Source organism: Amycolatopsis coloradensis, assembly GCF_001953865.1.
GTDB lineage: Bacteria > Actinomycetota > Actinomycetes > Mycobacteriales > Pseudonocardiaceae > Amycolatopsis > Amycolatopsis coloradensis.
On record NZ_MQUQ01000015.1, the window covers coordinates 26348 to 44323 of the forward strand.

General features: G+C 69.1%; 10 protein-coding genes. 7 read left to right on the forward strand and 3 right to left on the reverse strand.

Going from position 1 to position 17976, the window contains the following annotated elements:
• Positions 1 to 2: 2 nt before the first annotated feature.
• Both leuS and BS329_RS25670 read right to left on the reverse strand, forming a co-directional pair.
• Positions 3 to 2858, reverse strand: a complete 2856-nt coding sequence (leuS, locus tag BS329_RS25665) for a leucine--tRNA ligase (RefSeq protein WP_076163825.1) — start codon at positions 2856 to 2858, stop codon at positions 3 to 5.
• 165 nt (positions 2859 to 3023) lie between these two features.
• On the reverse strand, positions 3024 to 4190 hold the full coding sequence (locus BS329_RS25670; RefSeq protein ID WP_076163826.1) for an esterase-like activity of phytase family protein: 1167 nt from the start codon (positions 4188 to 4190) through the stop codon (positions 3024 to 3026).
• A 65-nt stretch (positions 4191 to 4255) separates the two neighbouring features.
• On the opposite strand from BS329_RS25670, the gene BS329_RS25675 reads away from it, so the two are divergent.
• A complete protein-coding gene (locus BS329_RS25675; RefSeq protein ID WP_076163827.1) occupies positions 4256 to 4678 on the forward strand; it encodes an SdpI family protein in 423 nt (140 codons plus the stop codon).
• On the opposite strand, the gene BS329_RS25680 is transcribed toward BS329_RS25675, so the two are convergent.
• Positions 4675 to 5256: a YqgE/AlgH family protein gene (locus BS329_RS25680; protein WP_076163828.1), complete on the reverse strand. Its 582-nt coding sequence runs from the start codon at positions 5254 to 5256 to the stop codon at positions 4675 to 4677. The two genes, BS329_RS25675 and BS329_RS25680, sit on opposite strands and share 4 nt — an antisense overlap.
• 481 nt (positions 5257 to 5737) lie before the next feature.
• Between BS329_RS25680 and BS329_RS25685 the strand changes: the two genes are divergently transcribed.
• Genes BS329_RS25685 through BS329_RS25710 form a run of 6 tightly spaced genes read left to right on the forward strand, consistent with a single transcriptional unit; the run spans position 5738 to position 17956 of the window.
• Positions 5738 to 6349 carry a YbaB/EbfC family nucleoid-associated protein gene (locus BS329_RS25685; protein ID WP_076163829.1) on the forward strand — a complete coding sequence of 204 codons (612 nt, stop codon included), beginning with the start codon at positions 5738 to 5740 and terminating at the stop codon, positions 6347 to 6349.
• Entirely contained in the window at positions 6349 to 6678 is a 330-nt protein-coding gene (locus tag BS329_RS25690; RefSeq protein ID WP_076163830.1) for a WXG100 family type VII secretion target, read from the forward strand. The genes BS329_RS25685 and BS329_RS25690 overlap by 1 nt, the downstream gene beginning before the upstream one ends.
• 10 nt (positions 6679 to 6688) lie before the next feature.
• Positions 6689 to 13738, forward strand: a complete 7050-nt coding sequence (locus tag BS329_RS25695; protein WP_076163831.1) for a WXG100-like domain-containing protein — start codon at positions 6689 to 6691, stop codon at positions 13736 to 13738.
• The gene (locus tag BS329_RS25700) at positions 13735 to 14202 is read left to right on the forward strand and encodes a hypothetical protein (RefSeq protein WP_076163832.1); all 468 of its coding nucleotides are present in this window, start codon (positions 13735 to 13737) and stop codon (positions 14200 to 14202) included. The genes BS329_RS25695 and BS329_RS25700 overlap by 4 nt, the downstream gene beginning before the upstream one ends.
• Before the next feature lie 37 nt (positions 14203 to 14239).
• Positions 14240 to 15709 carry a TNT domain-containing protein gene (locus BS329_RS25705; protein ID WP_143253199.1) on the forward strand — a complete coding sequence of 490 codons (1470 nt, stop codon included), beginning with the start codon at positions 14240 to 14242 and terminating at the stop codon, positions 15707 to 15709.
• On the forward strand, positions 15710 to 17956 hold the full coding sequence (locus BS329_RS25710) for an ADP-ribosylglycohydrolase family protein (RefSeq protein WP_076163834.1): 2247 nt from the start codon (positions 15710 to 15712) through the stop codon (positions 17954 to 17956).
• Positions 17957 to 17976: the final 20 nt, after the last annotated feature.

The window sequence follows — 17976 nt, forward strand, 5'->3', positions numbered from 1 at the left end:
CACTACAGGACGATGTTGACCAACCGCCCCGGGACGACGATCACCTTGCGCGGTGTGCCGTCGCCGACCAGGGCGGCGACCTTCTCGTCGGTCAGCGCGGCCGCCTGCACGGCGTCCTTGCCCGCGTCGGCGGGCACGGTGACGCGGGCACGCACCTTGCCGTTGACCTGGATCGGGTACTCCACGGTGTCCTCGACCAGGTACTTCTCGTCGACGACCGGGAACGGCCCGTGCACCAGGGAATCCGCGTGACCCAGGCGCTTCCACAGCTCCTCGGCCAGGTGCGGGGCCAGCGGTGCCAGCATCAGCACCAGCGGCTCCACCAGTTCCCGCGGCGTGGCATCGGTGCCGCCATAGGTCTTGGTGACGTAGTTGTTCAGCTCGATCAGCTTCGCGCCGGCCGTGTTGAACCGCAGTTCCGCGTAGTCCTCGCGGACACCGGCGATCGCCTTGTGCAGCTGCTTGCGGTCGGCGTCCGTGGCATCCACTGTGGACACCCGCAGCTCACCGGTGTCCTCGTTGACGACCAGCCGCCACAGGCGCTGCAGGAACCGTTGTGCGCCAACGACGTCCTTGGTCGCCCACGGCCGCGAGACGTCCAGCGGGCCCATCGACATCTCATAGAAACGGAAGGTGTCGGCGCCGTAGGACGCGCACATTTCATCCGGGGTGACGACGTTGCGCTGCGTCTTCCCCATCTTCCCGTATTCCTGCTTGACCTCTTCGCCGGAATAGAAGAACTTGCCGTCCTTCTCCACGACGTCTTCGGCCGGAACGTAGAAACCACGGGAATCGATGTACGCGTACGCCTGGACGTAGCCCTGGTTGAACAGCTTCCGGTACGGCTCCTTGGACGACACGTGGCCCAGATCGAACAGCACCTTGTGCCAGAACCGCGAGTACAGCAGGTGCAGCACCGCGTGCTCGACGCCGCCGACGTACAGGTCCGTGCCGCCCGGGTCATCGACGCCATGTTCGGCGGGACGCGGGCCGACCCAGTACTCCTCGTTCTCCGGCGCGACCAGCGTGTCCTGGTTGGTCGGATCCAGGTACCTCAGCTGGTACCAGCAGGAACCCGCCCAGTTCGGCATGGTGTTGATGTCGCGGCGGTAGGTCTTCTTGCCGTTGCCCAGGTCCAGTTCGACCTCGACCCAGTCGGTGGCGCGGGCCAGCGGCGACGACGGCGTGCTGTCCTTGTCCTCCGGGTCGAAGGTCACCGGCGAGTAGTCGGCGACCTCGGGCAGTTCGATCGGCAGCATGCTGTCCGGCAGCGCGTGGACCTGGCCGTCCTCGTCGTAGACGACCGGGAACGGCTCACCCCAGTAGCGCTGGCGCGAGAACAGCCAGTCGCGCAGCTTGTACTGGACGGTGCCGCGGCCGTGGCCGTGCTCCTCCAGCCAGCCGATCATCGTCTTCTTGGCCTCCTCGACGCCCATGCCGTCCAAGAAGCCCGAGTTGATCGCGGGACCATCGCCGGTGAACGCCTTGCCTTCGAAACCGTCCGTCGGCTGGACGGTGCGGATGATCTCCAGGCCGAACTTCTCGGCGAATTCCCAGTCACGCGTGTCCTGGCCGGGGACGGCCATGATCGCGCCGGTGCCGTAGCCCATCAGGACGTAGTCGGCGACGAAGACCGGGATTTCCTTGCCGTCCGCCGGATTCACCGCGTACGAACCGGTGAAGACGCCGGTCTTCTCCTTGTTCTCCTGACGGTCCAATTCGGACTTCCGCGACGCGGCTTCGCGGTACGCGGCGATCGCCTCGGCGGGAGTCGCGGCGTCGCCGGTCCACCTGGCGTCGACGCCTTCGGGCCACGTCGCCGCGGTCAGCTTCTCGACCAGCGGGTTCTCCGGCGCCACGACCACATAGGTCGCGCCGAACAGCGTGTCCGGGCGGGTGGTGAAGACCTCGATCTCCTGCTCGCCCGCTTCGAACTTGACCTGGGCGCCGTGTGAGCGGCCGATCCAGTTGCGCTGCATGGACTTGACCTTCTCGGGCCAGTCCAGCAGGTCCAGGTCGTCGACCAGGCGGTCGGCGTAGGAGGTGATGCGCATCATCCACTGCCGCAGATTGCGCCGGAACACCGGGAAGTTGCCGCGTTCGCTGCGGCCGTCGGAGGTGACCTCTTCGTTCGACAGCACCGTGCCCAGTCCGGGGCACCAGTTCACCGGGGCCTCGGAGATGTAGACCAGGCGGTGTGAGTCGATGATCTCCAGCTGCTCGGCGCGGGTCAGCTCGCACCAGTTGCGGCCGTCGGGCGTACGGCGCTTGTCCTGCGCGTACTCGGCCTCCAGCTCGACGATGGGCCGGGCCTTGTCCGCCTTGTCGTCGTAGTAGGAGTTGAAGATCTGCAGGAAGATCCACTGGGTCCAGCGGTAGTACTCCGGATCGGTGGTGCGGATCCGGCGCCGGTCGTCGTGGCCCAAGCCCAGGCCGCGCAGCTGGCGCAGGTACGTCGCGATGTTCTCGTCGGTGGTCTTCGCCGGGTGCTGGCCGGTGCGTACCGCGTACTGCTCGGCGGGCAGGCCGAAGGCGTCGAAGCCCATCGTGTGCAGCACGTTCCGGCCGATCATGCGGTGGTACCGCGCGAAGACGTCCGTCGCGATGAAGCCCAGCGGGTGCCCGACGTGCAGGCCCGCGCCCGACGGGTACGGGAACATGTCCTGGACGAACAGCTTGTCCGACCCGACGTCACCGCTGTCGTCCGCGAGCGGGCCGACCGGGTTCGGCGCGTGGTAGGTGCCGTGGTCGGACCAGTAGTCCTGCCAGCGCTGCTCGATCTGGCCCGCCAGCTCCGCGGTGTAGCGGTGCTGAGGGGCCGCGTCGGCGCCGCTGGGCGCTTCGCTCGCCTGGTTCATCGATCCTCCGTGCTCATCCACGTCAAGCCACTCCAGAAACAACTCGACCCCTCAGCCCGGAGGGCATGAGGGGTCGCCGCGCTGGTCCCGGCCGATCGGCCGAGGTCAGCGCGGCAGGCTAAGGAGCAGCCGAGCCGTGTCCATGGGCCTAGTTTAACCCGCTGGTCAAAGCCGTTCCGCGGGGACCGCCAGAGCGATGAACTGGGTCACCTGCGTCGCCGAGAAGTTGTTGTCGCTGACGAGCACCAGACTGCGCTCACCCTTCGGCAGGCGCGGGCCCCAGGTCATCCCTTCGAGGTTGTCCACGGTGGACAACTTGAAGTCGGCGAGGTCGGCGAGCAGGCGCTTCTTGACCGGCTTGACGTTCTTGGTGTCGGCCAGCGAGGGCGTTTTCGCGATGTTCGTGGCGCCCTTGGTGTCGATTTCGTAAATCCGGATCTTGTTGCCGACACCGGTGACGAACGAGCGCTCCATGACGAGGTAGCGCGTGGGGTCGGCCTGGTCGACGGCCAGCAGCGACGAGACGCCGGTGGTCGCGAACGCGCCGGGCGGGTTCGGCGACGCGAAGACCTTCTCCTGCGGGTACGCGTACTGCGCGAGGACCGGCCCGAAGCGCGACTGAAGCGTGATGCGGGAAAGGGCACCCGACGTGGTGTTCGCTTCCGGACCGTCCTGCAGCAGCGGCCCCTCGACCGAACTCGCGACGAGCGAGCCGAAGCCGGCGAACGTGAGGCCTTCGAGGGCGAGGTTCTGCCGCGGCCCCGCGGTCGCGGTCATCTTCTCTCCGGCCGGGATCGGCAGGTCGCGGACGTGGGAACCGTCCCGCTTCGCCTCGCGGATCGACGGGTCGATCAGGGCGGCGGCGGACCGCTCGCCCTCCTGCGACCAGAGATAGTGGCCGGTCCACGGGTCGACGCGGAGTTCTTCGGGGTCGATGGTCCGCATGTTCGGCGGCTGGGCCGGGTCGTTCTTCGCGAGCGGCGGGTACGTCGTGCCGTCGGGCCGCAGCAGCGGCTTGGTGCCGGTGAAGGTGACCGGGCCGAGTCCCTTGGCGTCCAGGGAGAACTTCGCCGTGTAGAACCGGGCGGGGTTGAGGGCGGACCGGTCGTCGCAGATCAGCGCGTACTCGCCGGTGCGGTGGTCGTAGTCGATGCTGGACAGGCCACCGACGACGGTGCCCTGGTAGAGCTGCGAATTCGGGACGATCTGTTCACCGAGCAACCGCAACGGACGGTGTTCGGCTTGGGCGGCGGGTGCCGCCACCAGGGTGAGGGAAACGACCCCGATCAGGGCTGTGGCTAGGCTCCGTGGTTTCAGGACGCGGCGTGACATGGCCTGTAGCACAGTCGATCAGGGTATCCGGCAGGTTGCCGGAACGTCACGCTTATCCTCGTGGAGTGTTCGTCATAGCGCTGGTCCCGATCGTGCTGGGTGTCCTCGTCGGCTGGGGTGGGTTCCTCGGCCTGCGCGAGAAGCTGCCGCGTGACCGCGGTGCGGGCGTGCGCACCGCCGCCACGATGCGCAGTGAAGACGCCTTCCGCCTCGGCAACAAGGTCGCCGGTCTCCCGACGCTGGCCGGTGCCGTGATCGCCGTGCTCGCGGGCGCCGCCGCGCTGGTCATGCCGACGACGTCCGGGCTCGTGCTGGCCTCGGTGGTGGGCGTGCTCGGGATGATCGCGCTGGTCGCCGCCGGGGGAGTGCTCGGCAACCGCGCCGCCGCGACCGTCCCGGAGCCCGAACCGGCGCGTCCCGCCGGATGCAGTGGCTGCGCCTGCGGGACCTGCGGCGTCTTCAAGAAGGCCGACACCGCCACCGCTTAATTGCGCTGGAGGTCTCCAGGGTGGGTGGCCAGCAGCGCCAGCGGAATGCCCTGACGGCGCAGCACCTGACCCCAGAGGTCGTGGTGCGGCGAGGCGAGGACGTCGCTGGGCAGCGCGGGGACGATCACCCAGTCGTCGCGTTCGATCTCGTTCGCGAGCTGACCGGAGTCCCAGCCCGCGTACCCGGCGAAAACCCGCACACCGCGGACCTTCGGGACCAGGATCTCGGGATCGGTGTCGAGGTCGACCAAGGCGACCGGGCCGCGCACCGCGATCACGCCGGGCACGCTGGACGCCGTCTCGCCGGTCCGCAGCGCGGCGAGGCACAGGGCGGTCTTCTTCTCCACCGGCCCGCCGACGAACACCGACTGCGGTTCGGCGACGTGCCCACCCCAGTTGGGGAGCACGTCGTACACCGGAACGTCACTCGGCCGGTTGAGCACGACGCCGAGCGTTCCCTCGTCCCGGTGGTCGATGACGAACACGACGGTCCGCTTGAAGTGGGGATCGAACATCGTGGGGGCGGCGACCAGGAGCGTTCCCGGTTCGACCTCGGCGTCCGCTGGCACATCCGCCATGATCCCACTTCGAGCGCAGACAAATCGTCCGGCCAGGGAACAAGAGCATCACGAGCACCGTTGGACACAGAGGTCGGTGCGCTTTCCGTGTCCCCCGGGCTCACTGAAGAACCGCCTTTGTGGAATACCGTCCGGCTGGAGCCACACTGCGCATAGCCGCCGAGAGGCGACCTCAAAGCGCACCGGCCGTCTAATTTCTGGGGCCCGAGCCCCAGCCCCCACGGTGCGGATGGCGCGGCCTGGCGAGCGACGGCCACGTCCACCCCGAACGAGCCCCGGTCGTCGGCCCCTTCGCGGGCACCTTGCTCGACCGCTGGGCTGCTGATCGCGGCGACCGTGCTCTACCTGGCGGGCGCCGCCGGTTACGTGGTCGCCGGGCGAAAACGGAGAACACGCGATACGGCTCCTCCGATGGCATTAGGGTGACGCTTACCGACACCGGGTGGCGTATGCCCGGGATCAAGTACTTGCGGGGGCTCAAGTGACGACGGCCGGCGACGACAGCGCACGCCTCGAAGCGCGCAATGCCGCCATGAAGGACCAGGTCGACACGCTGCTCGAACAGTTCGAGCGCCAGACGGCCCAGCTCCGGGACGCGCAGGACGCCGCGGCGCAACTGGCCGCGACGGTGGTCTCGCAGGACGGCCTCGTCCGCGCCACCATCGACTCCACCGGCACGCTGAGCAAACTCGAGATCCAGCCGAACGCCTTCGAGCGCACCACTCCCGCGCAGCTGGCCAACACCGTGCTGACCCTGGTGCGCCAGGGATCACTGCAGGTCAAGCAGCAGGTCGCCGAGCTGATGGCCCCGATCACCGAAGGGCTGCCCGATCTCTCGGACCTCATCGAAGGCGCACCTTCACTGCACGGGCTGATGCCCGCGATCCCGGACTTCCTCGCCGAAGAGGAGCCGTCCGCGCCGGTGAAGTCCGACGCCGACTTCGAGGATCCGCTGCTGCGCAAGGACGACGCCCCGCCACCGCCACCGCCTCCTCCGGCCCCGCCCACGCCGAAACCGATTCCGAAACGGGTGCGCCGGCAGGACGACGATGAGGAAGATCCGCCTTCGAGCTGGCTGACCAGGGGCGTTTGATGACGAGCGGTGGTGGCGGTGGTGGATTCACCGCGGATCCGGACGGAGTCGTCACGGCCGCGGCCAAGCTGGGAATCGCCGCGGATCAGCTTGACGACGCCGGCAAGGAACTGATGGCGGCGATCAACTCACTCGGCCAGTGCTGGGGGAACGACGACGCAGGCAAGGAGTTCGCGAAGGACTACGAGCCCGGCGCGCAGGGCTCCTCCGAGGGGTTCGCGAACATCGTCGAAGCGCTGCGCGGCATGCAGCACAACGTCGAACGGTCGATGACCGCGTTCAAGAACGCCGAAGAGGAGATCAAGACGACGCTGGACAAGAAGGTCTAGCGCCGTGGGTATGGAGATGCCCGACGCGGTCAAGTGGCTCTTGCCGATCGTCGTCGGGGAGAGCTGGCCCGAGGGCGACGAGGACAAGCTCCGCGAACTTCGGGACGCCTGGCACAACGCGTCAAAGGCCGTCCAGCCGATCGCCGACACCGCGACCAAGGGCGCCACCGAGGTCCTCGGCGGCTGGACCGGTGAGGGCGCGGAGAAGTTCGCCGAGGCGTGGAAGAAGTTCATCGAAGGCGACGAGGCCTATTTCAAGTCGCTCGCCGATTCCTCGAAGGCCCTCGGCGACTCGTGCAACGCGACGGCGCTGGACGTCGAGTACACGAAGTACATGATCATCATCTCGCTGGTGATCCTCGCCGCGCAGATCGTCGCGATGCTCGCGGCCGCCGCGGTGACGTTCGGTGGTTCGACGGCCGGGATCGCGCCCGCGCAGATCGCCACCCGCATGACCGTCCAGATGATCTTCCGGCAGCTGATGCAGAAGCTCGCGCAGGAAGGCTTCAAGAAGGTCGCGAAGGAACTCCTCGAGAAACTTCTCAAGGAGGGCCTGAAGAAGATCGGCAAGGAAGTCCTGCAGAACACGGCGATGAACCTCGCCATGGACGCGGGCATCCAAGGCTTGCAGATGGCCAAGGGCGATCGCGACAGCTGGGATTTCAGCAAGACCAAGGATTCCGCGATCAGCGGTGCCGTCGACGGTGTCGTCGGCGCGGGCAGCAGCAGCATCGGCAAGGGCGCCACCAAGGGACTTTCCGACAGCGTGGGCGGTCAGATCGTCGACAGCGCGGCGCGGGGTGCGGTGCGCGGCGCGGCCGAAGGGGTCGCGAGCACGGTCGGGCAGGCCGCCGTCACCGGTGACCTGGACAAGCTTTCGGCCAAGGACGTCCTGATGGGCGCTTCCGGTGGAGCCGTCGGCGGCGGTGTCGACGGGGCGAAGAGCCAGATCGGCGACATCCGCGCCGCGAACACGCCGGGTGCCACGACGGCGGGCGATGGTGCGCCGGAGCCTCGTGTGGATTCCGGGGATTCCGGGACGCCTCCGCGTTCTTCGGACCCCTCTTCGAATCGCGATTCGTCCTCTCGTGGCGATTCTTCTTCGTCGCGTTCGGATTCATCCACTTCGGACAGTGATCGCGATTCGTCCTCTGGTGGCGGTTCTTCGGAGTCGCGGGCGCGGACGGCGGACGGCTCGCCGCCGAGTGACCGGGTCAGCCAGTCTTCGGCGCAGGCTCCGGAACGTCCGGCGGACGCTCCCGCGAACACCGGTGACGGTCAGCGTGCGGCGTCCCCCGCACAGACCCAGAACGCTCCGGCCGCGGCGGACAACGGTGCTGGTCAGCAGCAGGCGCCCGCCGCGCAGACTCCGGCACAGACGCCCGCACAAGCCCCGGCGGCGAGCCCGGCTTCGAGCCCCGCGCAGTCCGGCGGGATGCCGCCCGCCGCTTCGTCCGGTGCCCCGGCTTCGTCCGGTGCCCCGGCTTCGTCCAGTGCACCGGCTTCGTCCAGTGCACCGGCTTCGAGCGGTGGGCCGTCCTCGACGGGTGGCCCTGCTCCGACCGGTGGGCCCTCCTCGACCGGTGGCGCGACTCCGACCGGTGCTCCGGCTTCGAGCGGTGGGCCCTCCTCGACCGGCGCTCCCGCTCCGACCGGTGGACCTTCCTCCTCCGGTGGCGCTCCCGCCTCGACGGGAGCGCCGTCGACTTCGGGCGGGTCGTCTTCCGGCGGGTACGGCATGGCGCCGAACTCGGGTCCGAACACGGGCGGCTATGGCCCGCCACCCGGCAGTGGCCCCGCCCCCGGTGGTTTCCCGCCGCCGGGTGGTGGGCAGCCGAACCGGCCGCACGACGGCGTCCAGGCCGCCGGGCTCAGCGGCAACAACGGGCCGCAGCAGCCGCGGTTCGACCAACCGCCTGGCCAGATGCCCTTCCAGGGGCAGCCGATGCAGCCGCCGCCTCAGGGACCTCCGGGTGGTTTCCCGCCTCCGCCGCCTCAGGGTGGCGGCCATGGCCCCGCACGTGGGCCGCAGGGTCCGATGGGTCCCCGTCCCACGGGACCGCCGCCGCCGCAGCATCCGGGCAACGGTGGACATCCGCAGGATCGCCGGATGGGCGGACCACCCGACCGGTTACAGCAGCGTTCCCAGCAACCACCGCCGCAGGGGCCTCCCGGCCAGCGTCCGCAGCAACCGCCGCGACCGCAGCAGCCGCCCCAGGGTTATCAGGGCAGGCCGCCGCAGGGGCCTGGCCCGCAGGGTGGTGTCCCGCCGCGTCCGCAGCAGCCGCCGCCCGGGCAGCACCCTGGCCAGCGTGGCCCGGTGGGCTACCCGCCGCCTCCGCCGCGACCTCAGCATCCTGGCAACGGCCCGTTCCCCGGCAACCGCGGACCCGTGCCGCCGCCTCCACCCGGCCACCCCGGACAGCCGCCCCGGCACCCTGGGCAGCAGCCCGGTCGTCCGATGCCGCCCGGTGCCGAGCCACCGCGCTTCGGCGGGCCGCAGCCGCAACGCCCGCCGCAGGTCCCGGCGCCGCACCCTGGCCACGACGGGAACGTCCCGCCGGACCGGACGCAGCAGCAACAACAACAGCCGCCGCAGCAGCACGCCCCGGCGGAGCCCGTGCCCCAGGACACGGATCTCCCCAAGGACGTCGATGCTCCTCCCGACACCGTTTCCACGGTCGACGAGCCGTACCTGACCGACCCGGACTTCCACACGGACGATCCGGCGGCCTACCGCGCGCTCGCCGAAACGCAGATCGACAAGCGTGGTTTCGACCCGGAGACCGGGGAAGCCCGGAGCGAACAGGTCCGCCGCGAAGGTCTCGCCAAACGCGATGCCCACGAAGACCCGCGTGTCCGGGACATGTCGGATCAGGGCGCGTACGCGGTGCACAGCTACACGCGTACCGACATGGCCGAGCGGATCACGCACGCCCAGCGTCACGGCGGCCCGGAACTGGACGCGCTCCGGCCGCATATCGAGGCGATCACCTCCGGCCTCAACGAGATGCCCGCCTACGAGGGCGTCGTCTCGCGGCGGGTGAACTTCAACGGGAACGACAGCGCGATCCACGGCTTCCTCGAAGCGCACGCCAAGGGTCAGGTCATCGTCGACCCGCAGATGCTGAGCACGTCGCGGGTCACGCCCGAGCATCCGCGCAGCACCTTCCCCGGTGAAGTCGAGATGCGCATCCAGTCGAAGACCGGACGCCACATCGAAGACCTCGCCTCCCTCAAGGACGAGCGCGAAGTGCTGATGAAGTCGGCGACGCAGTTGCGCGTCACCGACGTCAAGATGGGGCCCGGGCATCCCGAGCACCCCGACTACAAGAAGCGGCTGGACGACGGCTCGCCCAACGACCTGCCGAAGTGGATCGTCGAATGCGAAGAGGTCGTCGCCGGTGAAGACGGCCACCTGAGCCCGGACGAGGTCCAGCAGAAGGTCGCGGAACGGCGCGAGCACAACAACGCCGAGCAGGAACGGCTGGCTCAGGAGGAGGCCGCCCGCGACGAACAACTGCGCCGCGATCACCCGGAGCTGTTCCAGAACAAGGGTTTCGCCAGCCTCGACACCAAGATCTCCGACGGCAAGGGTGGCTGGGTCGACGCCGCCGACGCCCCGGTCCGCGAGATCCCCAAACCGAGGGAACACGTTCCCGACGGCGGCTGGTCCGAGCTGGCGAAGCCGCTCGAAGACGGCGGGACGCCGGTCATCCACGCCGGTTCCGCCGAAACGCCGCACCAGCAGGTCCGGCTGGTCATGGACGAGCTGCCCGCGATCGGCGAGGCCAACACCCGCAACTACTACGCGCCCGAATCGTGGAAGGACGGTTACCAGACCAACTCGGCCGAGGCGCTGGTCGCGTTCGAGGACCGGATGAACGGGGGCGACGCCGTCGCCGCGCCGTCGGCGAGTGGTTCGCCGCTCCAGCACGTCAGCGATCGGCTCGGCGGGCAGTGGTCGGATCGGAACGGATTCGCCGACATCGCCCGTGAGCTGGGGGAACGTCCGGTGGGTGCACGGACAGCGGTGGCGTTCGAGCACCACGCCGCCGCCGAACCGAACGCGCCGGAAGGTTCGCCGCGGTCGAAGGATCGGATCGAGACCCGGATCGTCGCCGCGGTGAACACGCCGCACGGGGTGGTCTTCGCCGACCCGATGACCGGGCGGCTCGCGACGCTGCCCGACGACCCGGCGTCCCTCAAGGCGATGCCGATGGGCGGCGGCGACGCACCGCACGTCCACACGCCGGAAGCACCGGAAGCACCGGAAGCGCCCAAGACCGACCTCGACATCGCCGAGCGGCTCAAGGGTCCCGAGGAGACGCCGCCGCGGCTCGACGAAAGTTACGTCGGCGACGAGAACTTCCGCGGTTCACCGGAGGACCACAAGAGCCTGCGCGACCGTTACGACAGCGCCGATCTCGCCGAGCAGGCCCGCGAAAAGGCGCTCAAACGCCTGGAAGCCAGCCCGCTGAAGGATCGTGTCTCTCCGGAGGCCGCGGAGGCGATCTACTCGTACTCGCGCGAGCACGCCTACGCGATCAACGACGCGAACCGCCGGGGTGAAACGCACCCCGACTTCGAGAACGCGCAGCGGAGCACCCGGGCGATCGTCGGCGCGCTCCACGAGCTGCCGGACTTCCACGGCGAGGCCATCCGCGGCATCGACACCAAGGGCGACGTGCGCGCCGCCGGGATCATGGCGGCGCACTACGAGGTCGGCCAGACCGTCCCCGAACCGACGATGACCAGCTCGACCATCAAGACGTCGCCGGACACGAAGTCGAAGTTCGGCGAAGACGTCGAGATCCACATCGTCTCGAAGACGGGCAAGGACGTTTCGTCGCTCGCCGAGAACCCGGGCGAGCGCGAGGCGATCAACAAGCCGGCGACGCAGCTTTACGTGCACAGCAAGGAGTTCAAGACCCCGCCGCTGGTCGACCGGCCGAAGTGGGTCATCCACGCCGAAGAGGTCACTCCCGGCGACCCGCGCTACCTCGACGCCGACACCGCCAAGCAGAAGATGGACGAGCGGCGGGCCCGGCACGCCGCGGAGGCGCCCGAACTCGCGCGCCTCGCCCAGGAACGGTCGATGGCGCGCCTCGGCGGCTTCGACGAGCCGCAGACCCCGCGCCTCACCACGGAGAATCCGGCGGAGCACGGGGTCGCGGACGCCGACAAGGGACCCGAGTACGGCGAACAGCCCGCCCAAGACCACGACACGCTCGAGTCGCCCGTCCCGGAACGGGACTACTCGTCCCTGGCGGTCGCGACGAACCCGCCGAGTGAACCCGCGATCCACGCCGGTTCGGCGAGCCCGGAACAGCAGGCCGCGTACGTCCGCGACCGGCATCCGCGGCTCGGCGAGGTCAACCCGCACTTCAACGACTCGGACGCGTTGGCGAATGGCTACCGCTCCAACTGCACCCGCACGCCGGGCGCGTACATGGACCGGCTGAACGGCATCGACTCGACGGCCGACCCGCTGCTCATGCACGAGATGGACAGCCGCGGCACGCTGGAGCACGTCGAAGAGCGGTTCGGCGGGCAGTTCTCCGACCGCGCCGACTACGACACCGTCATCCGCGAGATGCGGGACCTGCCGACCGGCCACCACGCGGTCGTCGCGGTGAAGTACCTCGACGAGAACGGCGTCGAACGCGGCCACGTCGCCATGGTGGCGAACACACGGGACGGCGTCGCGTTCATCGATCCGCAGTCGGGCGCGCTGATGAACCTGCCGCATCCGCCGCTGGGCGTGCGGCTGATGCACGTCGGCGTCCCGGAAACCCCGGCCGCGCAGCACACCGACGGCCACACCACGCGGACGGAGACTTCGCCGACGCGACCCGTCGACCCGAGGATCGCGTTCGCCAGGGATGACACGCCCGACGTGCAGCCGTCGCGGATCGGGCCGGACGGCCGTCCGGTCGTGACGCCGCCGCACGACGCGGGCTACGGCATGGCGCACGACGAGCAGCCACCGGGAAACCGGGCCGATGGCGAGCGGTTCCTGAACGATCCCGAGGTCGCGGCCGCGGTGGACGGACTCGACCCGGACAAGAAGCGGGCCGTTCACGAGGACGAAAATGGGGTCAAGCACGACGTCGGGCCGATGCGGGACTTCATCCGCGAACACCTGCCCGCGCATCCGGAACTCGTCCGTCTGATGGAGCATCCGGACAACGCGTACCTGCGGGCTTCGCTGCTGAACAACCCGATGACCATCGGCAGCCTGCTGCTGCACCCGGAAGCCATCCCGATCCTCGAAGACGCCTTGCGTGACGTCGAGGAACGCGGTTTCCAGATGATCGACGACGTCCGTCAGGACGGCCCCGGCGACACGCCGCTGACCCAGGATCAACGGGACCTCGCGAACGCGGCGGCCGACATCGTCGCCGACGTGGAGCCCCGCGATCAGTACCACTCCGGATTCGATCGCGCGGACAAGGGCGACCCCGGGAAGATCCAGGAGTTCCTGGACGCCGAGCGGGAGGCGTGGCCGCAGAACCAGGGCGACCTCAACCGGATCGCCGAACGGATCGCGGCGGAGAACAACGGTGACGCGTCGGGCAGGCCCGGTCCGAAGGACGACGACCGCGCGAAGGCGAAGATCGCGGATTACGAAGGTGACGCGTCGAAACTCACCGATCTGGTGGGCGTGAAGATCCAGTTCGACACGCTGGCCGACGTCTACAACGCGCTGAACGCGGTGATGGCCGATCCGGATCTCCGGATCGTCAGCTTCGACGACCGGTTCGCGAGTCCGCAGGACAGCGGGTACCGCGATCTGCAGATGAACGTCCGGCTGCCGAACGGGCACGTCGCCGAACTGCGGCTGCATCTGAGGCACATCGACACCGTCTCGGCCTACGAACACGCCCTGTTCGAGGTCCGCCGCGACTTCCCGACGTACAACCGGACACTGGACGAGAACAACAAGAAGCGGCTGACCCCGGAACAGGCGCTGCTGGAGGCCGCGCTGATGGACCGGGTCCGGGAGAAGTTCATGACCGGGCTCCGGAAGGGCCTGCCGCCGGAGGAGAACACGTGATCCAGACCCCGTCCTTCTACACCTACTTCGGGAAGACCTACCGCATCGAGTCGACTCCCGACGGCGGCCTCACCGGTTACCTGCTCAACCCCCGCACTGGTGAGTTCGACGAGAAGCCGGAGCACGTGCGTGAGGTCATGTGGGCGATGGCGAGTTCGGACATCAGCAAGGTGCCCGAGGAGAAGTTCGTCCAGGAGACCGAGCGGGCCCGCGCGTATGAGCTCAAGGGCGCGGGACCGGTCTTCGCGCTCTACGAGACCATCGACGGCTTGTACGAACAGGCCCGGCGAGAAGGACGCGGGCTGGAGCCGCAGGAATCGGCGTTGATCCGGTCGCTGCGCAAACGCACCTTCAAGATGTGGGAGGACGAACTGGCCCGCCGCGCCGCCGGGGAACCGCCGTCGTTCCGGGCGGAACCACGTTTCCCCGAATACAAACCACCGGCGGAAGGGGACAGCCAGTGATCTCCTTCGACCGGCCGGACCGGGCGCGATGATTCACGTGGAACAACTCACTCCCGAAGAGCAGCGCGGCCTGCTGGTCGAGATCGGCAAGCTCATCCGGACGGGTGTCACCGACCCCGCCCACGCCGCGGTCGCCGATTTCCGGCAAGCGGGCACGCACACCGAACTCGAGGGCCACAACCTCGCGCCCGACTCCGGGCTGAACGATCTCTTCGGCAGGCTCCGCACCGGGATGTACGGCATCGGCCGGGGAACCTGGTTGCAGTCGAGGTTCACGCTCAAACCCGACGGCACCTTCGATTTCGACTTCACCCTCGACGACGAACCGGCCTGGACCAAGACACCGGCGTCTTCGGCGTATCCGGACGAGCTGGCCGCGTTCCCGCGCGAGGACGAGCACATCCCGGACTGGTGGCGGCTGCGCGCGCAACTGCCGTTGCGCGTCGAATTCCGGAACGCCCGGATCGTCGACTCCTACACCGAGGGCGAGCCACCGGTGGTCGACAGACCGGAGCTGGACGAATCCGAAGCGCCGCTGGTCGCGCAGTACCTCGAGCGGGAACCGGCGATCCTGTCGGGCAGCGGGCTCGGTAAGGACATCTTCCAGCCGGACGCCGACGGCGACGTGCCGGAGAGCTACCACACCGACGGCACCTGGATCTGGCACGCGTCCGTGCCGCACTACCTGCGGAAGTACGGGATCCCGCCGGAGCCCGACCTGGTCGAGCACATCCGGGGGCAGCGGTTCCAGCCGCCGTACGTCGAACACCTCGTGCGGCGGACGGCGGAGGCGGATCTGCTGGGCAAGCCGAGGCCGAAACCGGGCCGCTCCGACGTCAAGAAGACCGAGGGCGACATCGCCGCGGAGCTGGAGACGTCGCCGAATCCCACCTTGGCCGACGAAGGGCTCCTGGTCGTCCTGGTCAGCAGGCTCGGCGAGCACGCCGTCTGGCCGGAGGCGTACCGCATCGGGGACCGCGCGGACGGTGCCTGGTGCCTCAACTTCACCGAGAAGGGCTGGGAGGTCGCCGCCTACTCCGGCGATGTCCCGGTGTCGCCGAAGTACTTCGAAAAGCTCGAAGACGCGGCTCACCAGCTTCTCGGCGCCGTCCTGCTTCATCCGGCGAGGATGACCGCCGGGCACGAAACCCCGCTGGAGACCGCGAAGGAACTCGCCGACTGGCCGGTGCAGGCGGCACCGGGTGAGCCTCCCCTCACGTTGCTCCGCAACAAGCGCGTCAGCCGGATGGTCGCCGGTACGGTCGTACTGCGGTTCGGCGAGGAAACCGGCAATCTGGTGCACCACGGAGGAGTACGGTTCGCCACGACGTCCCTGCCGCTGGAACGGGAGCGCGTCGGAGGGACCTACCGGCTGCGCCGCCCGCTCCACGTGATCACCGGTGTCACCGTCCCCTGGGCGAACATGCCTGGTGGGGCGGTGGCCTACGTGCTCCCGAGGACCATCGCCGAGCACGTGTCCGACGGCAGCCTGGAGAGGATCGAGTAGGTGGAATCGGCGGAAGCGGTAGCCAAGGTCGAAGAGTGGCTGCGCGCGGTCCACGGTCCGGACGTGTCCGCACCGGGCGGCGCCGGCCTGCGCGTGAACCACGAAAAGGTCCTGCGCATCCCCGAGGGCTGGTCGGTCCCCTACAACACGATCGCCTTCCTCGACGAGGGTCATGCCGAGAAGGAGATCTTCCCGCCGCCGTCGGTGCTCGTCCGCGAACCGGACGGCGAACTGCGCCAGGCGCATCCGCAGCCTGGTGGGCTCAGCGTCCCGGTCGCGTTCCCCGGCCAGGAGGCGTGGCGCGAGGTCGTCGACCCCGAATACGCGAAGGCCGGGCTCGGTGACCTAGGGGTTCCCCTGCAGGTCGTCGCGGGCTGGGTCAAGGTCAACTCGGAAGGCGTGCAGACCGGCGAAGAACGGGAGAACCCCGAGTACAAGGCCGGTCCGGTCCGCCGCGGTTATCCGAAACCGGAGAACAGGCTCGAAACGCTGCTGTCGTTCGCCAGCGTCGGCTGGCTGACCAGGGAACAGCTGCTCATCGGGCTGCTGCGCTGCGAGGTCTACGTCCCGGTCGACCTGGCGTCCGGCAAGACGGAGCGGTTCTACTTCAACGAGGAACGTGCCGAGCTGAGGGTGTTCAGCTCGACCAGGAACCTCCCTTCCCGCGAACACGGGTACTGGAAGGTCGACATCGCCACACTGGCCGGGTACGAGAGTCCGCCGAACCTCGTGATCAACGGCGGCCCCGCGACGTTCGAGGACGTCAGCGGCGCGGAACTCGCCGAGACCGCGTCGAAGTTCCCGCGCCGGGACGCGTCCGTCGACGTCTACGAGCGCTGTCCGGAAGCGGATCCCGAGCTGGCGGCCCTCGCCGCCGACACCGCGGCGAAGATGGGCCTGCCCGAACCGGTGAAGCCGCCGCTGGCCGCCGCCGAACGGGCACGCCGCCGCGGCTTCGAACTCAGCGTCGAGGAATGCCAGAAGACCGTCCTCGGCCAATCGTGGCTGGCGGCGCTCAGGCGGCCGGAACCGCCGCGCGGCCGCCCGAACGACCTTCGGGCGAACGGCCTGGCGCCGGGCTACGACAACGAGGGGCAGATCCAGCCGCGTCTGGACACCTTCGGCAAGTACTTCGACCGAGACCGCTCCAGCTCGCGCTACGGCTGGCAGCGCGTCACGGGCGCGTACGTGGGCTTCGCGCTCGGCGAGGCTCTCGGGGCGGCCGTCGACCGGATGCGGCTCGATGAGATCCACAGCACCTACGGCCCGGACGGCGTCACCGATTTGCCTGTCGCGTTCGACCTGCCCGGCCGGATCGGACCGCTCACCCAGCGGCTGCTGTTCTACACCGAGGCCGTGATCCGCAGCCCGCATCGCGAGCAGCCGGAGAACCGCGACGCCGAAAGAGCGCTCGGGACGGTCGCCCGCAACTCGCTGATGCGCTGGCTGCACACCCAGGGCGCGCCGCTGGACAACGCCGACGGCTGGCTGGTGAAGGTGCCGGAACTGCGGGTCCGCCGCACCCCCGACGACGCGGAACTGAACGCCTACCACGCGCTGGCGACCATCTCGCCGACGGCGATGCCGCTGAGCGGGCCGGACGCGCTGGTCGCGGCGCTGCCGGCGGCGATGACCGCGGCCGGACCCGGCACCGCGATGAGCGGCGGCGTCCGCCAGGCGGTGCGTGACCTGGTTTCAGTCACCCACCCCGGCGAGATCGACGTCGAGGTGGCGACCTACCTGACCTGGCTGTTCGAACCGGCGCTGACCTCGGAGGCGTTCAGCTACCCGGTCTGGAACACCTCCCGCGAGATCTTCAGCGAGCAGAACCCGCACCAGCGGGGACCGGTCTGGGCGGATCTCAAGGCGATGGTCGCGGAATCGGTGCCGTTCTTCGGCAAACACGGCCTGCCCGATCTGCGGGTCCCGGAGCTGATCGGCGACGGCAAGGGCACGCTTTCGGTGCTGGGCCGCGCGTTCGCGGCGCTGTCCGGGTTCGAGAACTACCCGGAGCAGGCGCTGCTGCGGGCGGTCAACCACTCGGGCCGCAGCGCGGTCACCGGCGCCATCGCCGGTGCGCTGCTCGGCGCCCGCACCGGCATTCCCGGCCTGCCGCAGAAGTGGATCGAGCAGCTGGAACTGCGCCACCTGGTGGAGAACATCGCCACGGACGCGTTCTGGCACTTCGACCGCCATTCGGCGCTGCACGAGGTCGACGGCTGGTCGCAGCGGTATCCCCGCTGGTGAGCTTGGTGATTCTGGAATGG